This window comes from Sporosarcina sp. Y1009 (assembly GCF_057669865.1).
Window position 1 is genome coordinate 258,171 of sequence record NZ_JBYHFO010000005.1, and the last position, 18,551, is coordinate 276,721.

Annotated in this window: 21 protein-coding genes and 2 riboswitches; of the genes, 16 read left to right on the top strand and 5 right to left on the bottom strand. The window is 41.6% G+C overall.

Annotated features, from left to right (window positions below; genetic code table 11):
• Positions 1-12 precede the first annotated feature (12 nt).
• The 8 genes from phnM (at position 13) to AC25Y1_RS08875 (ending at position 6,936) form a co-directional block, all read left to right on the top strand.
• A complete protein-coding gene (phnM, locus tag AC25Y1_RS08840) occupies positions 13-1,236 on the top strand; it encodes a phosphonate metabolism protein PhnM (protein WP_488147605.1) in 1,224 nt (407 codons plus the stop codon).
• The gene (locus AC25Y1_RS08845; protein WP_488147606.1) at positions 1,184-1,816 is read left to right on the top strand and encodes an LbetaH domain-containing protein; all 633 of its coding nucleotides are present in this window, start codon (positions 1,184-1,186) and stop codon (positions 1,814-1,816) included. The genes phnM and AC25Y1_RS08845 overlap by 53 nt, the downstream gene beginning before the upstream one ends.
• 6 nt (positions 1,817-1,822) lie before the next feature.
• The gene (locus tag AC25Y1_RS08850) at positions 1,823-2,518 is read left to right on the top strand and encodes a phosphonate C-P lyase system protein PhnL (protein ID WP_488147607.1); all 696 of its coding nucleotides are present in this window, start codon (positions 1,823-1,825) and stop codon (positions 2,516-2,518) included.
• A gap of 18 nt (positions 2,519-2,536) precedes the next feature.
• Positions 2,537-3,352, top strand: a complete 816-nt coding sequence (locus tag AC25Y1_RS08855) for a PHP domain-containing protein (protein ID WP_488147608.1) — start codon at positions 2,537-2,539, stop codon at positions 3,350-3,352.
• Positions 3,353-3,393: 41 nt separating this feature from the next.
• Positions 3,394-4,419: a PhnD/SsuA/transferrin family substrate-binding protein gene (locus AC25Y1_RS08860; RefSeq protein ID WP_488147609.1), complete on the top strand. Its 1,026-nt coding sequence runs from the start codon at positions 3,394-3,396 to the stop codon at positions 4,417-4,419.
• Between the two features lie 85 nt (positions 4,420-4,504).
• Positions 4,505-5,269 (top strand): phosphonate ABC transporter ATP-binding protein, encoded by a 765-nt coding sequence (gene phnC / locus AC25Y1_RS08865; protein ID WP_488147610.1) that lies wholly within the window; start codon positions 4,505-4,507, stop codon positions 5,267-5,269.
• Positions 5,270-5,284: 15 nt separating this feature from the next.
• On the top strand, positions 5,285-6,070 hold the full coding sequence (locus AC25Y1_RS08870; RefSeq protein ID WP_488147611.1) for a PhnE/PtxC family ABC transporter permease: 786 nt from the start codon (positions 5,285-5,287) through the stop codon (positions 6,068-6,070).
• Positions 6,070-6,936 carry an ABC transporter permease subunit gene (locus AC25Y1_RS08875; protein WP_488147612.1) on the top strand — a complete coding sequence of 289 codons (867 nt, stop codon included), beginning with the start codon at positions 6,070-6,072 and terminating at the stop codon, positions 6,934-6,936. Before AC25Y1_RS08870 ends, AC25Y1_RS08875 begins: the two co-directional genes overlap by 1 nt.
• A 37-nt stretch (positions 6,937-6,973) precedes the next feature.
• Here the strand turns inward: AC25Y1_RS08875 and thiW are convergent, their stop codons facing one another.
• Both thiW and thiM read right to left on the bottom strand, forming a co-directional pair.
• Entirely contained in the window at positions 6,974-7,471 is a 498-nt protein-coding gene (gene thiW, locus AC25Y1_RS08880; protein WP_488147613.1) for an energy coupling factor transporter S component ThiW, read from the bottom strand.
• On the bottom strand, positions 7,468-8,238 hold the full coding sequence (thiM, locus tag AC25Y1_RS08885) for a hydroxyethylthiazole kinase (RefSeq protein WP_488147614.1): 771 nt from the start codon (positions 8,236-8,238) through the stop codon (positions 7,468-7,470). The genes thiW and thiM overlap by 4 nt, the downstream gene beginning before the upstream one ends.
• A 97-nt stretch (positions 8,239-8,335) precedes the next feature.
• Positions 8,336-8,443, bottom strand: a riboswitch (TPP riboswitch).
• A gap of 396 nt (positions 8,444-8,839) precedes the next feature.
• Positions 8,840-8,944: riboswitch (TPP riboswitch) on the top strand.
• 75 nt (positions 8,945-9,019) lie between these two features.
• On the opposite strand from thiM, the gene thiD reads away from it, so the two are divergent.
• From thiD to AC25Y1_RS08925, 8 genes are all read left to right on the top strand, one after another.
• On the top strand, positions 9,020-9,856 hold the full coding sequence (thiD, locus tag AC25Y1_RS08890; RefSeq protein ID WP_488147615.1) for a bifunctional hydroxymethylpyrimidine kinase/phosphomethylpyrimidine kinase: 837 nt from the start codon (positions 9,020-9,022) through the stop codon (positions 9,854-9,856).
• On the top strand, positions 9,849-10,508 hold the full coding sequence (gene thiE / locus AC25Y1_RS08895) for a thiamine phosphate synthase (RefSeq protein ID WP_488147616.1): 660 nt from the start codon (positions 9,849-9,851) through the stop codon (positions 10,506-10,508). Before thiD ends, thiE begins: the two co-directional genes overlap by 8 nt.
• A gap of 65 nt (positions 10,509-10,573) precedes the next feature.
• Positions 10,574-11,776: a DUF3238 domain-containing protein gene (locus tag AC25Y1_RS08900; protein ID WP_488147617.1), complete on the top strand. Its 1,203-nt coding sequence runs from the start codon at positions 10,574-10,576 to the stop codon at positions 11,774-11,776.
• 61 nt (positions 11,777-11,837) lie between these two features.
• Positions 11,838-12,488 (top strand): alpha/beta hydrolase, encoded by a 651-nt coding sequence (locus tag AC25Y1_RS08905; RefSeq protein WP_488147647.1) that lies wholly within the window; start codon positions 11,838-11,840, stop codon positions 12,486-12,488.
• Between the two features lie 80 nt (positions 12,489-12,568).
• Positions 12,569-13,192: an NAD(P)H:quinone oxidoreductase gene (wrbA, locus tag AC25Y1_RS08910; protein ID WP_488147618.1), complete on the top strand. Its 624-nt coding sequence runs from the start codon at positions 12,569-12,571 to the stop codon at positions 13,190-13,192.
• Between the two features lie 127 nt (positions 13,193-13,319).
• On the top strand, positions 13,320-13,673 hold the full coding sequence (locus AC25Y1_RS08915; protein ID WP_488147619.1) for a PadR family transcriptional regulator: 354 nt from the start codon (positions 13,320-13,322) through the stop codon (positions 13,671-13,673).
• Positions 13,651-14,412 carry a DUF1129 family protein gene (locus AC25Y1_RS08920; RefSeq protein WP_488147620.1) on the top strand — a complete coding sequence of 254 codons (762 nt, stop codon included), beginning with the start codon at positions 13,651-13,653 and terminating at the stop codon, positions 14,410-14,412. The genes AC25Y1_RS08915 and AC25Y1_RS08920 overlap by 23 nt, the downstream gene beginning before the upstream one ends.
• A gap of 362 nt (positions 14,413-14,774) precedes the next feature.
• On the top strand, positions 14,775-15,368 hold the full coding sequence (locus tag AC25Y1_RS08925; protein WP_488147621.1) for an HAAS domain-containing protein: 594 nt from the start codon (positions 14,775-14,777) through the stop codon (positions 15,366-15,368).
• A 36-nt stretch (positions 15,369-15,404) separates the two neighbouring features.
• Here the strand turns inward: AC25Y1_RS08925 and AC25Y1_RS08930 are convergent, their stop codons facing one another.
• The 3 genes from AC25Y1_RS08930 to AC25Y1_RS08940 all read right to left on the bottom strand — a co-directional run bounded on the left by AC25Y1_RS08930 (position 15,405) and on the right by AC25Y1_RS08940 (position 18,499).
• Complete coding sequence (locus AC25Y1_RS08930; RefSeq protein ID WP_488147622.1) at positions 15,405-16,280, bottom strand: foldase protein PrsA; 876 nt, start codon at positions 16,278-16,280, stop codon at positions 15,405-15,407.
• 117 nt (positions 16,281-16,397) lie between these two features.
• Positions 16,398-17,801: a sensor histidine kinase gene (locus tag AC25Y1_RS08935; protein ID WP_488147623.1), complete on the bottom strand. Its 1,404-nt coding sequence runs from the start codon at positions 17,799-17,801 to the stop codon at positions 16,398-16,400.
• A complete protein-coding gene (locus tag AC25Y1_RS08940; RefSeq protein ID WP_488147624.1) occupies positions 17,798-18,499 on the bottom strand; it encodes a winged helix-turn-helix domain-containing protein in 702 nt (233 codons plus the stop codon). Before AC25Y1_RS08940 ends, AC25Y1_RS08935 begins: the two co-directional genes overlap by 4 nt.
• Positions 18,500-18,551 lie beyond the last annotated feature (52 nt).

The window sequence follows — 18,551 nt, forward strand, 5'->3', positions numbered from 1 at the left end:
AGGGGTGCTACTTTGTACATTTTGATAAATGGTCAAATTATTACCGAAGAACAGATACTTGGAAATCATGCAGTTGTGATCAGTAATGATCGAATCCAAGAAATTATCCCAGCGAAAGATATTTCAATGTACAGCGGTTATTCGCTAATCGATGCACAAGGCGGGTATATTTCTCCGGGGTTCGTAGACATCCATTCTGATTATATAGAAGGCATTATTTCGCCAAGACCAACTTGCTTGATGGATTTTAAAATGGGTCTGCGTGAAGCTGAACGAATTTTGATCAATCACGGCATCACAACGATGTTTCATTCGCTTTCGATTTATGCAGGGAATGGATTTGCACCAAAGCCGATACGCAGTCCAGAACATGTAAATCGTCTAATTGACGCCATTAATGAAACATCGACAAGCGAACATCTAATCAGAAATCGTACACATGCACGTTTTGAAATTGACAATATTGAAGAGGTTGAACGCTTCACTAAGAATATTCAAGACGGCAAGGTTCACTTGATTTCCTTTATGGATCACACGCCGGGCCAAGGACAATACCGAGACTTGGAGATTTATCGAAAGACTTTACAAGGATTCAACGAACTACCCGATGCCGAACTAGACAAAATTATTCAAGGCAATATGAACACAGAAAAAATCACATTGGAACAAATCAAGGAGATTTCAAAAATTGCGTTAGAAAACAATGTCGCGATTGCATCACATGATGACGACGAGATTGGAAAACTACCGCTAGTGAAAAGCTTCGGAACAACAATTAGCGAGTTTCCAACGACAATCGAAGTTGCAGTGAAAGCCAAAGAAATGGGTTTGTGGACGGTTGCCGGTGCGCCTAATGTGCTGCTTGGCGGTTCTCATTCCGGAAATCTATCAGCGGCAGAGGCGATTCAACAACGCGCAATTGATGTTTTATGTAGCGACTATTACCCAGCTGCACTGCTGCATTCAGTTTTCAGATTAAGTGAAGAATACGGCCAAGATCTTCATGAAATGTTTCAACTTGTGACACTAAATCCTGCAAAAGCTGTTCAAATGGATAATGAAATTGGATCAATTAAAGCAGGGAAAAAAGCAGATATCATTATTATCGAAAAAATGGACGATGGATTTCCGATGGTTACGACATCAATCGTAGATGGAAAACTCATGACAAGGACGGTGTACCGTGTCGATAAGAGCAAAGGAACTTCAACTATCCGAGAAGCCTTATATTCATGACAACGTTGAACTGAAAAACACGGAGCTAGGGGCATTCACTGAAATCGGCCTATACAATTTCATAGAAAATGCGTCGTTAGATGATTATTCTTACACAGGACAGTTTTGTTTTGTACAAAATTCGAAGATCGGCAAGTTTGTGAATATCGCAGCTAAAACGCGAATCGGGCCAACAGATCACCCGTATAAAAGGCCGTCTCTTCACCACTTTACGTACCGGAAGAGAATGTACGGCTTTGGTGACCAAGATGATGAGCAGTTTTTAGACGAACGAGAAAAACAAACAACCCATATCGGTCACGATGCTTGGATTGGTCATGGTGCAATTATTCAGCCAGGTATTTCAATTGGCATTGGCGCTATTGTAGGAAGCGGAGCGGTTGTGACAAAAGATGTTCCGCCTTACGCAATTGTTGTTGGTGTTCCAGCGAAAGTGATTAAATACCGCTTTTCCGCTGAGGAGATTGAAGCCCTTTATCGCATCAGTTGGTGGGATTGGCCCTTTGAGCAGATAAAAAATAGAATAGATGACTTCCAGCTGAATATTGCTGAATTTATCAATAAATACGATGAGAGGTAGTGTGTGATGTCACGTTTACTCGAAGTAAAAGATTTAAGCAAATCCTTTACCATTCATCATTTAACGAAAAAGATGACAGCTATTCAAAGCATTAATTTTTCATTAGAAGAAGGGGAATTCATTGGCATTGTTGGGAAGAGTGGCAGTGGAAAATCGACCGTGTTAAAAAGTATTTACCGCACGTATTTACCCCAGGAAGGCTCCATCCTGTATAACTCTGAAAAATTTGGCCAAGTGGATTTGGCAAAGCTGTCTGAAAGGGAAGTTTTGTATTTACGCAAACATGAAATTGGCTATGTGTCACAATTCTTGAATGTTATGCCGCGTACGACTGCTCGGGAACTTGTAGAACAAGCGGTGATAGAAATGGGGCGGTCCAAAGAAGAAGCAAGGCAGGCAGCGGAGGATGCCTTGACGCATTTCGAACTAGATCCAGAGTTATGGGATAGTTATCCAAACACATTTTCAGGCGGTCAAAAGTTACGACTGAATATCTCCTGTGCCATTGTAAAAAAACCTCGTCTCCTTTTGTTGGACGAACCGACAGCAAGCTTGGACGATGCTTCTAAGTTGAAAGTGCGCGAAATTATTGAACGTTTGAAAGCTGACGGCACAACATTAATTGGTATATTTCATGATTTGGCGTTTATGGACGGCCTATGCGATAAAGTCTATGACTTGCAGGAGGAAATAGCAATCTGACAAAAGGGGTGTTACATGATGAAGGCGGACTTACACATCCATTCCCATTATTCTGATGGATCTTCTTCTGTGGATGAAATACTTGAAATGGCCTCTCAAAGAGGCTTAACGCATATCAGTTTAGTCGATCACGATACAGTTCGTGGGATTGAACCTGCTCAAATCGCGGGCGAAAAGTACGGCATCACAGTTATCCCAGGTATCGAGATTTCAGCATATGATTTTTCGAGAAAGCGTAAAGTGCATATTTTAGGCTATGAATTTGATAAGGAAGCAACTCAAATAAAAAAGCTTTGTAATCCATTGTTATCCAGAAGGCATGAGAATTCGTTGTGGCAAATTCATCAGCTGCAAAAGAATCATTTCGACATCGAATTTCTAGAAGTTGCAAAAAATGCAATGATGTCAGGGGTTATTTACAAACAGCATATTATGGATGCTTTAGTAGAAGAACCATTTAACACGCATTACTACAAACAACTGTATACACGTCTATTTAAAGGAAATGGAATTTGTGCAAGAGATATTGAATATGTAGATGCTATTTCAGCTGTTAGAGCAATAAAGGCAGATAATGGATTTGCTGTTTTAGCGCATCCCGGACAGCTGGATTCATATGATTTAATCCCAGAACTTGTGAAAAACGGACTCGATGGAATCGAACGTAATCACATTGCGCATACAGCAGAAGACAGGAAAAGCGTGTCACAATATGCAAATGAGTATTCATTGTTCCAAACAGGCGGCAGCGATTTCCATGGTCGATATGGAAGTGAAATAGGCATTGGTGAGCAGTTAAGCCCTATGCAGCATTTCGAATTAGCTAATATTTAAAGAGAAAAGCACACAAACTATCTATTTAAAAGGAGAAAAAAATGAAAAAACACATTTTGTCTTTCTTAACACTTATCGTTCTAGCTTCGGTTTTAGCAGCATGTTCAACAGGATCTGCATCGAATTCGGATGAGTTAATAATGGTTTGGTATCCAAATGAATCAGGCAATGATTTGAAAGCGGCTCGTGATGCAATTGGTGAAGTCATTGAAGAGGTAACTGGAAAAAAAGTTGACCATAAGTTGACGACTGACTACGCAGTTGCCATCGAAACAATTGCAAACGGAAACGCACAACTAGCCTTCATGGGTGCACAGGGATATATCGAGGCAAGCAACAAGAATGATAAAATCAAGCCGCTTGTAGTTCCTAGTGGCGCATCGGGAACGATTGATGATGCAGTTTACTATAGCTGGTTAGCTGTTAAAAAGGCAGATGCAGAGAATTATAAAGTAGACGGTGAGTATTCAATAGATGATATTGTCGATTCCAATTTCTCGTTCGTATCAAGCAGTTCAACATCAGGGTTTAAAGTTCCTTCAAGTGACATTGTTTCTTACTTTGCAACTCAAGATCAATGGAAAGATTTAACGGCAGAAGATCTGATGGAAGGTGGCACATTCTTCAAAGACGTTTTATACGGTGACTCCCATCAAGGTTCAGCTGTTAACCTTTTAAATGGCCGTGCAGATGTAGCTGCATTCTGTGATACATGTGTTGGGAATTACGTTGAAGTTGCAGAAGGGGAAGCAAATACCAAAGGTGCGGTTTACAAAGTGAAAAATGATGCTGCAGAGCCATTTAATAATTTATACGGCGAAGAATTCACATTGATTAACGTGACACCTGTTCTAAATGCACCGTTTGTCGCAAACTCGGAGGTATTAAGTGAAGAAGACTTTAAGAAAATTCAGGAGCTACTAATATCAGATGAGATTGCAAATAACGAAAGTATCTTTGTTCCAGCAGACTCCGAAGTGTCTGGTCTTTTCTCGAAAAAAGCTGAAGAGCGATTTGTTTCTGTAGAGGATGCATGGTTTAACCCAATCCGCGAATTATCGAATTAAGCTAATTACAAGACGAAGCGGGCATGTGCTGATCCAGTGGCACATGCCTAGTGATATAAAAATATAGTTACGAGGAGTTTTTTAGGTGGCCATATTACATGTTAAAGATGTCTCTAAGCATTATGAAAAAGGGAAGAATGTTTTATCGGATATTAACATGGAAATATTTGAAGGGGAGTTCGTCTCAATTATTGGTCCATCCGGTGCAGGAAAATCAACATTTCTGCGTTGTATAAATCGAATGATTGACATCTCCGAGGGAGATATCCACTTTGATGGTACTGAAGTAGCTTTGTTAAACAAAAAGAATTTACGCAGACATAGAACGAAAATCGGGATGATTTTTCAACATTACAACTTGGTCTCTCGTTTAACGGTCATTGAAAATGTGTTGCATGGAAGATTTGGCTATAAATCGACCTTGCAAGGGATTTTGGGCATATTTACAGAGGAAGAAAAAATGGAGGCCTTCCATCTTCTTGAGAAGCTCGGAATGAGTGAGCATGCCTATAAAAGATGTGACCAACTAAGTGGGGGACAAAAACAGCGTGTTGGTATTGCGCGTGCTTTAATACAATCTCCGAAGTTGCTCCTTTGCGATGAGCCAATCGCATCGTTGGACCCCAATGCTTCGAAAGTAATTATGGATCACCTACAAAGCATTTCGAAGGAAATGAATATAACTTGTATCGTCAACCTCCACCAGGTCGATGTAGCCAAGAAATACTCAGACCGAGTGATTGGATTGAATAGTGGTCGTGTTGTCTATGACGGAGATTCAGAAGCACTGTCGTCAGAAGCGATTCATGCAATTTATGGCTCTGAAGCCGGAAGCCTAATTATGGAATAGGGGGAAAAACCTTCGATGACGGTTCACGCGTATAAGAAAAGTAAAAAACAGCTCACATTTGTCTTTGTCATGCTTATCGGCATTACACTTTTATCAGCAAAGTTAACAGATTTCAATTTCATGCACGGCTTGCTAACATTGCCAAAAGCGGCCAGTTGGATGGCTTCTAACCTGTATATTACAGCGGAATCTTTAGAGAAGTTTCCATCTGTTATCGATAAATTAATAGAAACTATTTTTCTATCCATTACTTCCACTACAACTGCAGCGGTTGTGGCCATGTTCTTAGCTTTAATGGGCTCGCAGACGACGAAGGTGAATAACTTTTTCGCATCATTAAGCCGAATTGTTGCTTCTGTGTACCGAAATATACCGATTGTCGCATGGGCGCTAATCCTGCTATTGTCATTTGGGCAAAATGCGTTAACAGGTTATTTTGCTTTATTTCTTGCGACATTTGGATTTTTAACACGTGCTTTTATCGAGACAATCGATGAAACAAGTAGTAGTTCAGTGGAAGCTTTACGCGCATCAGGGGCGACTTATTTTCAGATGGTGGCGAAAGCTGTCATACCGGAATGTTCGCCGCAAATGATTAGTTGGATTTTATATATGATTGAAACGAATATTAGAAGTTCGACGCTTGTTGGGATTTTAACCGGGACGGGAATCGGTTTCATGTTCGATTTGTATTATAAAAGCATGAACTATAATGTGGTGAGTTTGATTACAATCAGTATTGTGGTTGTTGTAATTGGCATTGAGCTCATTTCCAATTATGTCAGGAGGATTATTTTATAATGACGACCATTAAGAGTAATGATCTGACTTATGATTATAAAAAGAAGACGAGTGCCGGGAAAATAAAGATTAAAGTATGGGGAAAGACCCAGATTGTTATGTTAATGACGTTTTTGTCCCTTTCTTTTTTGACGGTTTACGGGTTTTTGACCTTTGACTTAAAAGGGATATCAATCGTACAAGCCACAATTGATACCTTATATAATTTGAAAGTGATGTTTTTACAACCCTTTTTCAGTCATTTTACATTATGGGATGCGGTTGTCCAAATCGGCTTAACGTTGGGACTGGGCTTTCTTTCGACGCTGATAGGTGTCATCATTTCCTTGTTTGTTGCCTTATTTGCAGCCAAGAATTTATCGCCTAAGATTGTTTCCAATGCGATTATCGTCGTCGTGACTTTTATTCGCGCGGTGCCAACTGTTTTATGGGTATTGATCTTTGCAATCGCAGCAGGCCTTGGAAGTGAGGCGGTCATAATTGGGATGGTCTTCCATTCAGTCGCGTTTTTAGTGAAAGCCTTCTCCGAATTATTTGAAGAAGTAGACGAGGGCATTATCGAAGCACTACGCGCAAGTGGTGCAAATTGGTGGCATATTGTCACACATGCTGTCATTCCCTCAACTGCAAGTTCTTTATTATCCTGGTCATTTCTACGCTTCGAAACGAATTTCACGGTTGCAGTTGCAATGGGTGCTGCAGCGGGTGCAGGCGGTATCGGTTTCGAATTGTTAATGGCTTCTGGTTTCTACTTCGATTTACGAGAAGTTGGGTTCATTACTTATTTCATATTAGTCATCGCAATTGGACTTGAGCTACTCTCGACCCAATTAAAGAAACGTTTTTTATCGAATGCTTCAGCTTGAGGATAAGTATGAAAAGCCGCCAAAAGCGGCTTTTTCATTACTCAATCGTTCCAAGTTTTTTCGCGACTTGCGTATGTTGCAGCCGAGCAGCTAGCAGTAATCCTAATGCTGCGCCGCTAAAGCTGGAAATTAAAAATGGCGGGACGAAGAAAAAAGTACCGACAGTCGTACCCATTAGGATTTTTGCGTACGGAATCGCAAAAAATGGCGCAATCAAACCCGTCCCAATCACTTCACCAATTGCGGCATATACCGACTTTCCAAATCGCTTGTACATCACACCTGCCAAATAAGCGCCAATCATCCCGCCCGGAAACGCAAGCAGTGACCCTGTACCTGTTAGTAAACGAACAAGCCCGGTCATAAACGCGATTGTAAGTGCGGGTATCGGTCCAAGCATAATCGCAGCAAGCACGTTAACTGCATGTTGGATAGGATATGCCCGAGCGATCCCCGCGGGGAATGAAACGAAAACTGATCCAGCAACAGCAATCGCAACAAACATCGTCATAATCGCAATTTTTCTAGTGCTCATCCTTTAATCGCCTCCTTTGAATAAAAGGCGTTTAGGAAGTGGACACCGAAATCACCAGGTCCATCTGCGAGTTCTGCAGCTTTTTCACCAGCACGTTTATAAAAAGTTAACGCGGTTGCGGTAGCTTCTAGCTGATTTTCATTTGCAACTGCTAGAAAGGCACCTACGACACTACTCAATAGGCAGCCAACGCCAGTGACGCGCGTCATAAGTGGATCGCCACCTGTTATTTTGATGACTTCATACCCGTCGGTGACGATATCAATGATTCCGGAGACCGCAACAAGGCAATTGTGTTTTACAGCAACTTCTTTTGCGATTTCTTCGATGTCTGCATCGCCATCGCCAGCATCAACACCTTTTGCTTGCCAATCAACCCCAGCGATTGTAGCAAGTTCGCCTGCATTACAGCGAATTAAAGTGATATCCACATTGTTCAATATTCGTAGAACGGACTCTTTTCGGAATGAAGTAGCACCTGCGCCAACTGGATCGAGCACGACTGGAGATCCATGTTCCACAGCGCTTTTTCCTGCAAGAATCATAGCATCTATGGTTGTGCGTTTTAACGTACCTATATTTAAAACTGTTGCAGATGACACGGCGGCGATTTCTGCAGCTTCTTCAATAGCATCTGCCATCACTGGTGAGGCTCCAAGTGCGAGTAAGCCATTCGCTTGAAAATTCGCGACCACAATATTGGTGATGCAGTGAATCAGTGGTTGTTCCTCACGTAGTTTTGATAATAGATTTTTGCTTTGCATCATAATTATTCCCGCCCTTAGTCATTTTTGTAAATGAAAAAGCCGCCTCCTGAAATAGCATCAAGAAGCGGCCTGCGGTTTTTTAAAATAAAGTCCATGGAAATGCGCAGTCCCACTTCCCTCCGCTGGTATAAACCAGATCAGGTAATAAGAGTCCGCATATCCATATGCATCTCAGTCCTTAAAAAGGACACCCCTAGTGGCAAAATCATTTATGTAGTTTTCACAGTTACTATACCACAACTTGGAATATTCGCAAGACGAGAATGATTGTTTGTGGGAGAACGCAACGTTTCGTCAAAAGAAGGCAATGTTTTGTCCCTAGAAGGCAACGTTTCAGTAAAAGAAGACAACGTTTTGTCCCGAGAACGCAACGTTCCGAGGAGAAAGCAACGTTTCGTCAAAAGAACGCAACGCTTTGCCTGGAGAAGGCAACGTTTTAGCAAAAGAAGGCAATGTTTTGTCCCTAGAAGGCAACGTTCCGAGGAGAACGCAACGTTTCGTCAAAAGAACGCAACATCGTCCGAAACATCCAAAACACACTGCAACTTCTATTTCGGAAACTAGGTTATATGTGTTATAGTGAATCAAAGCTGAATAGTTTGATAACCACTAGGGGGGCCTTAATGGGCTGAGATGTGCGAGTTTGCGCGGACCCTTGGAACCTGATTCGGATGATACCGACGTAGGAAAGTGGGCATCCGCCATATCCTTTTAATTTATGGTTGCCGCCTCCTATCGTTTTCAGGGGCGGCTTTTAACATAATAAAGGACGTGTTCTAACATGGTAAATATAGCATTAACAATTGCGGGTTCGGATAGTGGCGGGGGCGCGGGGATACAGGCGGACCTCAAGACGTTTCAGGAACTTGGCGTATTTGGCACATCAGCACTAACAGCGGTCACGGCTCAAAATACGCATGGCGTTTCAGCAATTCAAGCGATGGAACCGACAATGGTTACAGCGCAAATTAAAGCAGTTACAGAGGACTTTACAGTGAAGGCCGCAAAAACAGGCATGTTGTTTTCAGCGGAAATTATTCATGCAGTTGCAGATTCGATTCAGGGCAGTGGAATTCCTCTAGTTGTCGATCCAGTCATGATTGCCAAAGGGGGAGCTTCTTTGCTTCGCGATGAGGCAGTAGAGGCATTGAAATCGGTCCTGTTACCCTTAGCGGCTGTTGTAACACCGAATATCCCAGAAGCTGAAGTACTAACGGGGTTAACCATCAAAACGGATGCAGACATAGAAGAAGCAGCCAGGCATATACTAGCCTTAGGCGTGAAGGCTGTCGTCATAAAAGGGGGGCATCGACGAGATGCACCCTTTGCTGAAGATCTGTTCATGTCTAATATAGGCACAAAGTTTTTAGTTCGGTCATCTTGGGTAAACACTAAAGACACACATGGAACAGGATGCACATACGCTGCCGCCTTGACGGCATTTCTTGCGAATGGAGAAAAACTTGAAGATGCGGTTGTTTCCGCAAAACATTTTATCCATGCGGCAATTGAAGATGGTCTAAGCATAGGAAGCGGGCATGGTCCAACAAATCATTGGGCATACGGACGACGAATGAAAAACGAGAAACTTATAGAGGGGATTGCAATCAATGGATAAAAGTAAACTACAATTTTATTTTATAATGGGGACACCAAACATAGGTGGAAGAGATCCGCTAGCAGTACTCGAAGGGGCGTTAAAAGGTGGTATAACAGCTTTCCAACTCCGTGAAAAAGGGGAAGGCGCGCTCGTTGGTGACGATTTAAAAGAATTGGCGCTGCAATGTAAAGCGCTTTGTGAAGAATACAAAGTACCATTTATCGTAAATGATGATGTGGACTTAGCGCTTGAAATTGATGCAGACGGTGTTCATATCGGTCAAGACGACGGCGTAGTTTCAGATGTGCGCTTGAAAATCGGTGCAGATAAAGTGCTCGGCGTTTCAACACATTCATTGAACGAAGCATTAGCCGCAACAGACGCGGGTGCTAATTATGTTGGTGTCGGACCATTATTTGAAACAGATTCGAAAGAGGATGCTGGTTCTGCAATTGGAACGGCACTTGTGAAAGAAATCGTCGCCGAACTTCCAGGCTTACCAGTCGTGGGTATTGGTGGCATCACTGAGCGAAAGACGAGCCAGGTTATCCATGCTGGTGCATCTGGCGTTGCGGTCATTTCAGCGATTACAAATGGTGACAATACAGAAGAAGCGACAAGAAATTTCAAAGGTCACATCACACTTGCACTTACGGGTGTTGAAATGTAAGTCAAGACGTATAACAAACTTTAAAATACGCCACACTTCTGTCTAAAGGGAGTGTGGTTTTTTGTATGGAAACGAATGATTTTTTTGAGGTGGAGGCCATTACCCATACACATGATTTAATCACCTTCACATGGCGAGACGTCGGTGGGGTTTACCAAGTATATCGAGATGGAGAACTCCTATATGAAGGGACAGTCGCCGAGTTTTCGGACGGTAATTTCAAACACGCAAAAATGTACCATTACTCAATTGAACGACTTGTCAATGATGAAGTTGTAGATGTCATTGCGCTTCAAACTTCGGCATTTGCTGAACAAAAGAATATTAAAAATCCACTTCAATTTCTCGTGATGACAACGATCGTTGCAAAGTCACAAATCGCATTGTCTTGGGAAGAAATTAAAGATGTTGAAACCTATGAAATCTATCGCAACGGTATATATATGCAGGCAGTTAAAGGGAATCGCTACATTGATCGAGATTTTTCGTTAGATGAATCCTATACATATCGAATCCATTCCACACGGCTGCTGAGAAAGTCGGAAGAGCGAATGAGTCGAGGTAAATCGTTTGTAGCCAATGTATTTGAGCGATTTGGTAAAGCGGCGATCCACGCAGAACCTGCTATGGAGCGATACACAGTTTCGAAGTTGATTGCGAAACCGAGGCTTTTACTGATCCCTGTTCTCAAAAAGAAACATAGAAGTCATGTAGATCATTGGGCATTTCGCTACGCAACGTTTTTACAAGATGACGTGATCAAAAATCCAAATCCACTGTCGAAAAATCATTCATTTCAAGGTGACGGTCGAGACTTTGATATAGAAAGTGATAAGTACCGAACACGTATAAATGTAACGCTGGATTATCGTAAGCATCCGCTGATGTCGTTTGAGAAAGACGTTGGTCGAACGATTGCCTATGATCGATTCGGTCGTATCCGGGAAGAAGGTGTCGCCTCAAGCGAGGGCATTATTTTGGAGGAAAACAAACATCGACCAGGTGAGGTTGGATTTTTACTGACACATGCTGTTGCCAATCCGCTAGTCACAGCCCCTCCTATCGACTATGAAGTGCGAACCGTCTTTAGACGCGATGGCACGTTTGATATGACTGGTTTCCATGACCAAGCTCCCCATCATGAAATCTATATTGCTCGTGGGGAAGGGAGTAAGTGGCGTACAATCCATCTCAGTAAAAGTAAGGGGCTTGCTTGGATGTCTGGCGTAATTGCTTGGCAATATTGGCGATTTTCTAATTTCGAGTGAAACAACCTCTTTGACAATGCAAAATTTCTCTGATAAGATTATCTCGAATTCAAGACAGTTTATGAATTGGACGAATTGGGAAAAGAATTTAAAGGAGGAATTTGACTTGAAGCATATTTTTAAGCAAGGTAGCGATACGTCGAAACCTGTTTTGTTATTATTGCATGGGACTGGTGGGACAGAGCAGGCTTTATTACCAGTAGCTGAAATGATTGATCCAGAAGCATCGGTGTTGAGTGTACGAGGAAATGTATCTGAGAACGGTATGCCGCGTTTCTTCCGTCGACTAGCGGAAGGTGTATTTGATGAGGAAGATTTAATTTTCCGTACGAAGGAACTACATGAATTTCTAGATGAAGCTGCAAAAGAACACGGCTTCGATCGTTCGAATATCGTGGCTTTCGGTTATTCAAACGGAGCCAATATCGCGGCGAGTTTATTGTTCCATTATGGGGATTCGCTAAAAGGTGCAAGTTTGCATCACCCAATGGTTCCAAGACGCGGTGTCGAGTTGCCGGATCTCTCTGAGGTTTCGGTGTTTATCGCCGCAGGGAAAAATGACCCGATGTGTTCAGCTGCAGAATCTGAAGAGTTGGATGAGCTTTTACGTGGTGCAGGCGCGAGTACAGCAGTACACTGGGAGATGAACGGGCATACGTTAACGGGATCTGAAGTCGCTGCAGCAGCGGATTGGTACCGAAGCCAGTTCTAATTTAAATTCCTTGGTGAGAGCGGCGGGTGAATAAATTGGGCTACTTATACAGACTATTCGGGAACACAAGTGCTAATAAGATGGATGATAGTATAAATACGGCAATCGTATATTACAGTTCGGGTGGTACAAACTATCAACTTGCGCAGTGGGCCGAAGAAGGTGCGAATAAAGCCGGATCTGAGGTAAGGGTATTAAAGATTCCGGAGACAGCACCACAATCCGCAATCGATTCCAATGAAGGTTGGAAGGCGCATGTGGAGGCAACGAAAGATGTTCCGGAAGTAACACATGAGGATCTGGAATGGGCAGACGCCATCATTTTTAGTGTACCCACACGTTTCGGCAATGTCTCAAGCCAAGTGCAAAGCTTTATCGACACAGTCGGTGGGCTTTGGGCACAAGGAAAACTTGCGAATAAAGCAGTGAGCGCAATGTCGTCTGCACAAAACCCACATGGTGGACAGGAAGCGACTATTCTTTCTTTATATACGACGATGTATCACTGGGGAGCAATTGTGGCGGCCCCAGGATTTACAGATCCAGTAACATTCGAAGCTGGTGGAAACCCATACGGAACGAGCGTTACCGTTGGACAGGACGGAAAAATCGCTGAAGACGAAGCGGCGATTAAAGCAGCAGTCCAACACCAGGCGGAACGTACGGTGAAAGTTGCGAAAGCGTTGAGGTATTTAGAAGTATAATTTGTAGTAAATCGACTCGAATTGGAGTCGATTTTTTTGACTGCTATGTTGTTATACAAACTAGTGGACATTTTAATTTCTGTCTGCTAGTATGTATTACAAGATAGTGGTGTGGAGGTGGAAATGGATGGCTTCATCGAGTCAGATGTTAAAAGGGGTTTTGGAAGGCTGCCTTCTTGCAGTCATCAGTAAAGGGGAAACATACGGGTATGAGATGATTGAGCGATTGGGTACGTTTGGATTAACAATGGTCAGTGAAGGAAGCATCTATCCCGTGCTACTCCGGATGCAAAAAGAAGGATTCGTGACGACTGCTATGCGTCCGTCTCCGAACGGTCCGAAACGGAAGTATTATTCCCTGACTTCTGAAGGAAGAACGGAACTAGAAGGATTTAAATCGCGTTGGAAAGAGCTTTCAATGGGTGTTGATTTGTTAATGGAAAGGGAGGGGGAGCATCATGAAGCTATCAAAGAGAAGTGATGAATTTGTAAAAAATGTTCGGTTGTATTTATTTACATCAGGGAAAAATGAAGAGGAAATTGTTGAGGTTACGGGGGAGCTTGAAGATCATCTTGCGGAGCTTGAGAGTCGAGGAAAAAGTGTTGAGAGTATTACGGCTGGATCACCTGCGGAGTATATGGAGTCGTTGGAAAAAGAGATGGTGAACGACTATCTTTCCTGGTTTAAGTATTTACCGATTGTCGGACTTATCATCCTTGCCTTTTCAGTAATGGGATCCGCGCTAAATAGTGCATTTGAAGTGAATATCATCCAGCTAATTGGGTTGCCGATTGTGGTGATTATATCGCTTATTATTTACTGGGCACTGTTTCGGAACATGGCGAAAAAGGAATGGGCGGGTAAGAAAAGCTTTTTCGCTTCATTTTTCGCAGTTGCGCTTGTCATGCTTATGTTTTTTGCAGTCGCACTTTCAAGTTCGTTGTTCATCGATCCGTTGTACACAGCTTCACCAAAAATGAATATCTTCATTGCGATTATTTGTGCGTTAGTATTTGTTGTAGGGGCAATTTGGCTGGGAAGTTGGCTTCTCATTGTTTATCCAATTTTGTTATTCGGACCTATGATTGTGTTCAATTACACGTCGTTTAATAAGGAATGGGAAATGGTCGGTGGCGTGGTGATTTCTATGGTTCTTATTAGTATCTTTACCATCATGCATTTACTAGTGCTAAAAAAGAAAGAGTCTGTGAGAATATGAAGGATTTATCATCATATAACGTGAAGTACGCAGAGGATTTGCGACGACTGCGATACACGTCTCCGAAACGGAAGTGTTATTCCCTGACTTCTTAAGGAAGAACGGAACTAGGAGGATTTAAAACGCGTTGGAAAGAGCTTTCAATTGGCGTTAATCTTTTAATGGAAAGAGAGGGGGAGCATCATGAAACTGTCAAAGAGAAGTGATGAGTTTGTAAAAAACGTTCGGTTGTATTTATTCACATCGGGGAAAAATGAAGTTGAAATTGAAGAGGTAACGGGGAGTTAGAAGATCATCTTGCGGAGCTTGAAAGTCGCGGGAAAAGTGTTGAAAGTATTACGGCGGGGTCACCTGCGGAGTATATGGAGTCGCTGGAAAAAGAGATGACCAATGACTCTGCTTCTTGGTTTAAATATATCCCGATTGTTGGGCTTTTGTTTGTAGCGTATTCAACCATGGGATCTGCGTTAAACGGTTCATTCGAGATGAATATCATTCAGCTAATTGGGTTGCCGATTGTAGCGATTGTTTCGCTTATTATTTACTGGGCATTGTTTCGGAACATGGCAAAAAAAGAAATGACCAATAAGAAAAGCTTTTTTTTATCATTTTTTGCGGTAACACTTGTTATGCTCCTATTTTTTGCAGTCGCACTTTCTAGTTCATTCTTTATTGATCCATTTTATGTCGCATCATGGAAAATGAATATCGTCATTGCGATAATTTGTGCTTTAATCTTTGTGAGCGGTGCAATTTGGTTACAACAGTGGATTGCCATTCTAGTTCCTATTTTATTATTCGGACCACAGATCGTATTTAATTTTACATCGTTTAATGAAGAGTGGAAAATAATCGGTGGTTGGATTATTTCGATGGCGTTGATTGCTGCGATGATCATCGTTCAGTTGCTTATTCTAAGAAAGAATCTGCGGGAGTATAGTGATCATCTCAAATAAAAAAGGAAAAGCCCGATGAGCTTTTCCTTTGCTATGTTATAAATTATTTTCAACTGTGTACTTTTCTTTCAGTTCTGCAATTAGAGCGCCGTATTCCGTTTGCATTTTTCTTTCGAAAAGTGCGTCTCTTACTAGCTCTTCTGATTCTTCAAGGCTCGCTTCTTTTTCTTCTTTTTTATCCGTTACGTGAATAATGTGGAAACCGTGGCTAGTTTCAACTGGACCGCTAATTTCGTCGATTTCCATTGCGAAGACAGCTTCATCAAATTCAGGAACCATTTGACCTCTGCCGAAATAACCTAAATCGCCACCGTTGTTAGCGTTCGATGGGTCCTGTGAATACTCTGCAGCGAGTTCTGCAAAGTCTCCGCCGTCTTCCAATTTTTGCTCGACTTCTTTGGCAGTTTCCTCGTCATCAACAAGAATATGGCTTGCTTGAACTTGTTCAGCTTGTGCCCATTGCGCTTTTGTTTCTTCAAAGAATGCTTCGAGTTCTTCATCGGTAATATCAATGCGTGGTTCTAATAACTTACGAAGAGATAAGTACTCAACGATATTATCTTTGAATTCTTTTTCAGTCATTCCACTTTGTTCTAAAGCGGTCTTGAAAGCTTCATCTCCGCCGCTAGTTTCAACAAATGCTGATAGTTCTTCATCAACTTCTTCGTCGGATACTTCAATTTTTTCATCTTTTACTTCTAGGTCAATTAGTTTACCATCAATTAGTATTGAAAGTGCTTCTTGCCCGCCAGCTTGTACCATAGCATCGTATAACTCATCTTTTGTAATCTTTTCGCCTTCAACAGTTGCGACATCTTCATTGTTCTTGTTGTTATCGGCGCAACCTGCAAGTACAAATGAGACTGCGAGTACAGCTGTTAGTAGTAGTGATTTCATGAACTTCTTACTCAATTATTTCTCCCCCATAAATGTTAGATTTCCTTTGATTGTACATGTGAATTATGAACAAACTATTAACAAATAGAATTTGATGATAAAAACTTCTATTTACGTAAATAGTAGTATACCCTATTTCGGCAAAATAATTGTAAATTTCGTACCTTGTCCTTTGATACTTTCAACATCGATTGTTCCATTATGCATCATTACGAGTTGTTTGACAATGGATAACCCAAGTCCGAACTCTCCATATGGATTGGTCGTTCTTGACAAGATTGCCTTATAAAAGCGGCTCCAAATCTTTTCGATATCAGCAGGATCAATGCCAATCCCCGTATCCGAAATTTCAATGATCGTATGCTCACCTTGTTCATATCCATGTAAAGCAATTACACCATTTTCAGTAAATTGTATACTGTTTTTGATAATATTGATTAGAATTTGAGTCATCCGATCGTAGTCTGCGTGGATTCGGACGTCAGATGCAGTGGAAATAACGATTTCATTATTTCGCTGGGCACTCATTTCACTGAGTTGGTCTTTGATGATTTCAAACAACTCGATCAGCTGAATTTCTTGTTTATGCAATACAATTTGGTTAGAACGAATTTTTTCATAATCCAAGTTTTCATTGACAAGTCGAATGAGACGTCGAGTTTCATTGCTCGCAAGGCCAAGTCCTTTTATTTTTTCTTCTTCTGAAATCATGTCATTGCTAATACCTTCGATAATTCCACGAATCGTTGTGAGGGGTGTTCGTAATTCGTGTGAAACATCTGCCATGAATTGGCGTCGTCGGTTTTCTAACGTTTGAATTTCTTCCATTGATGCATTTAACTTTTTCACCATACTATTAAAATCACCGGCAAGCTCACTAATTTCATCGAAGTTGGAGGATGGAATTCGGACGGAATAATCGCCGCCAGAAACGAGTGAGGTTGCTTCTTGTAGTCGTTTAATGCGCCGAACATGAAAAAAGGACAAAATCCAACTGAGTAATAATGAAAAGACGAGTGCAATCCCGGTTGTGTAGAGTAAAAAGGTATTCATTTCTGTGACGACTTGACGTGATCCTTTAATCGGGGAAGTGAGTAGGATTCCACCGACAAACTCAGTGTTATGAAAATACGGTAGTAAGACAAACGTAACGGCTTCATCGAATCGATTGAAATCTTGTTTAACAGTAATAATATTCCCGTTTTGTATGTCTTCCCATTCCTCTTCCCGCAGTTCGATCAGTGGTGTATTTTGACCGGTTGAATACGTGATAACCGAGTTTTCGTTAAATAGGCTATATTGGATATCTCGGCCATCGAGAATATGGCCGTAAGATTGTAAAATAGTTGTCGAACTTAGTTGGCTTCTTTCTGTATCTGTTAAGATGTTTTGTCCGTAAGTGATGAGTTCCTCTGTTTTAGCGTCGTAAACAAACTTCTCAACATACTGGGAAAAAACCAAGCTTAAAATGAGGAACGCGACAATGATCACACTTAAGTGACTTGCAATTTGTTGGTATAAGTATTTGATTTTCAAGTAGTCTCACCAACGGTTTCATCAAAACGATACCCGACACCCCAAACCGTATGGAAAAAAGGCTGCGTATCGGTTGCGATTTTTGTCCGTAATCGTTTTATGTGAACGTCCACTGTTCGATCGTCCCCGTAAAAGTCAAACCCCCAAACGCGCTCTAAAAGTTGTTCGCGTGAAAATACTTGCTTTGGATGCTGTACGAAATGCAGTAATAAATCGAATTCTTTAGGGGTTAAGTTTTGAATCGATTGTCCGTCAAGTAATACTTCTCTGGTATTTTGATTGATTGTAAAATGGGTTGTTGTAATGATACCTGTCTGCTCTGGTTCGGCTAAGTGCGTGAAGTATCGGCGTGTAACGGCTTTAATGCGTGCCATTAAAGTCAACGGGCTGAATGGTTTTGTTACGTAATCATCCGCACCCATTTCAAGGCCCAGTACTTGGTCGGATTCACTATTTTTTGCAGTTAGCATAATAATTGGGCCTGAATAATCTTCTGCCCGCAATGTTCGACAAATCATAATTCCTTCCATACCAGGTAACATCCAGTCGATGATGAGGCAATCCCAACCACCTTCACGTGCCCGCTTTAAGCCTTCGAGTCCATCTTTCACAAATTCTCCGTCTATTCCTTCTTTCGAAAAGAATAATTCAATCATTGAAGAGACACTTTCATTGTCCTCAATTACTAGTATTTTCAATCAAATGCCTCCTTTCCCCAAGTTCTCTTTATCTTAAAATTAAGGTGAAAAT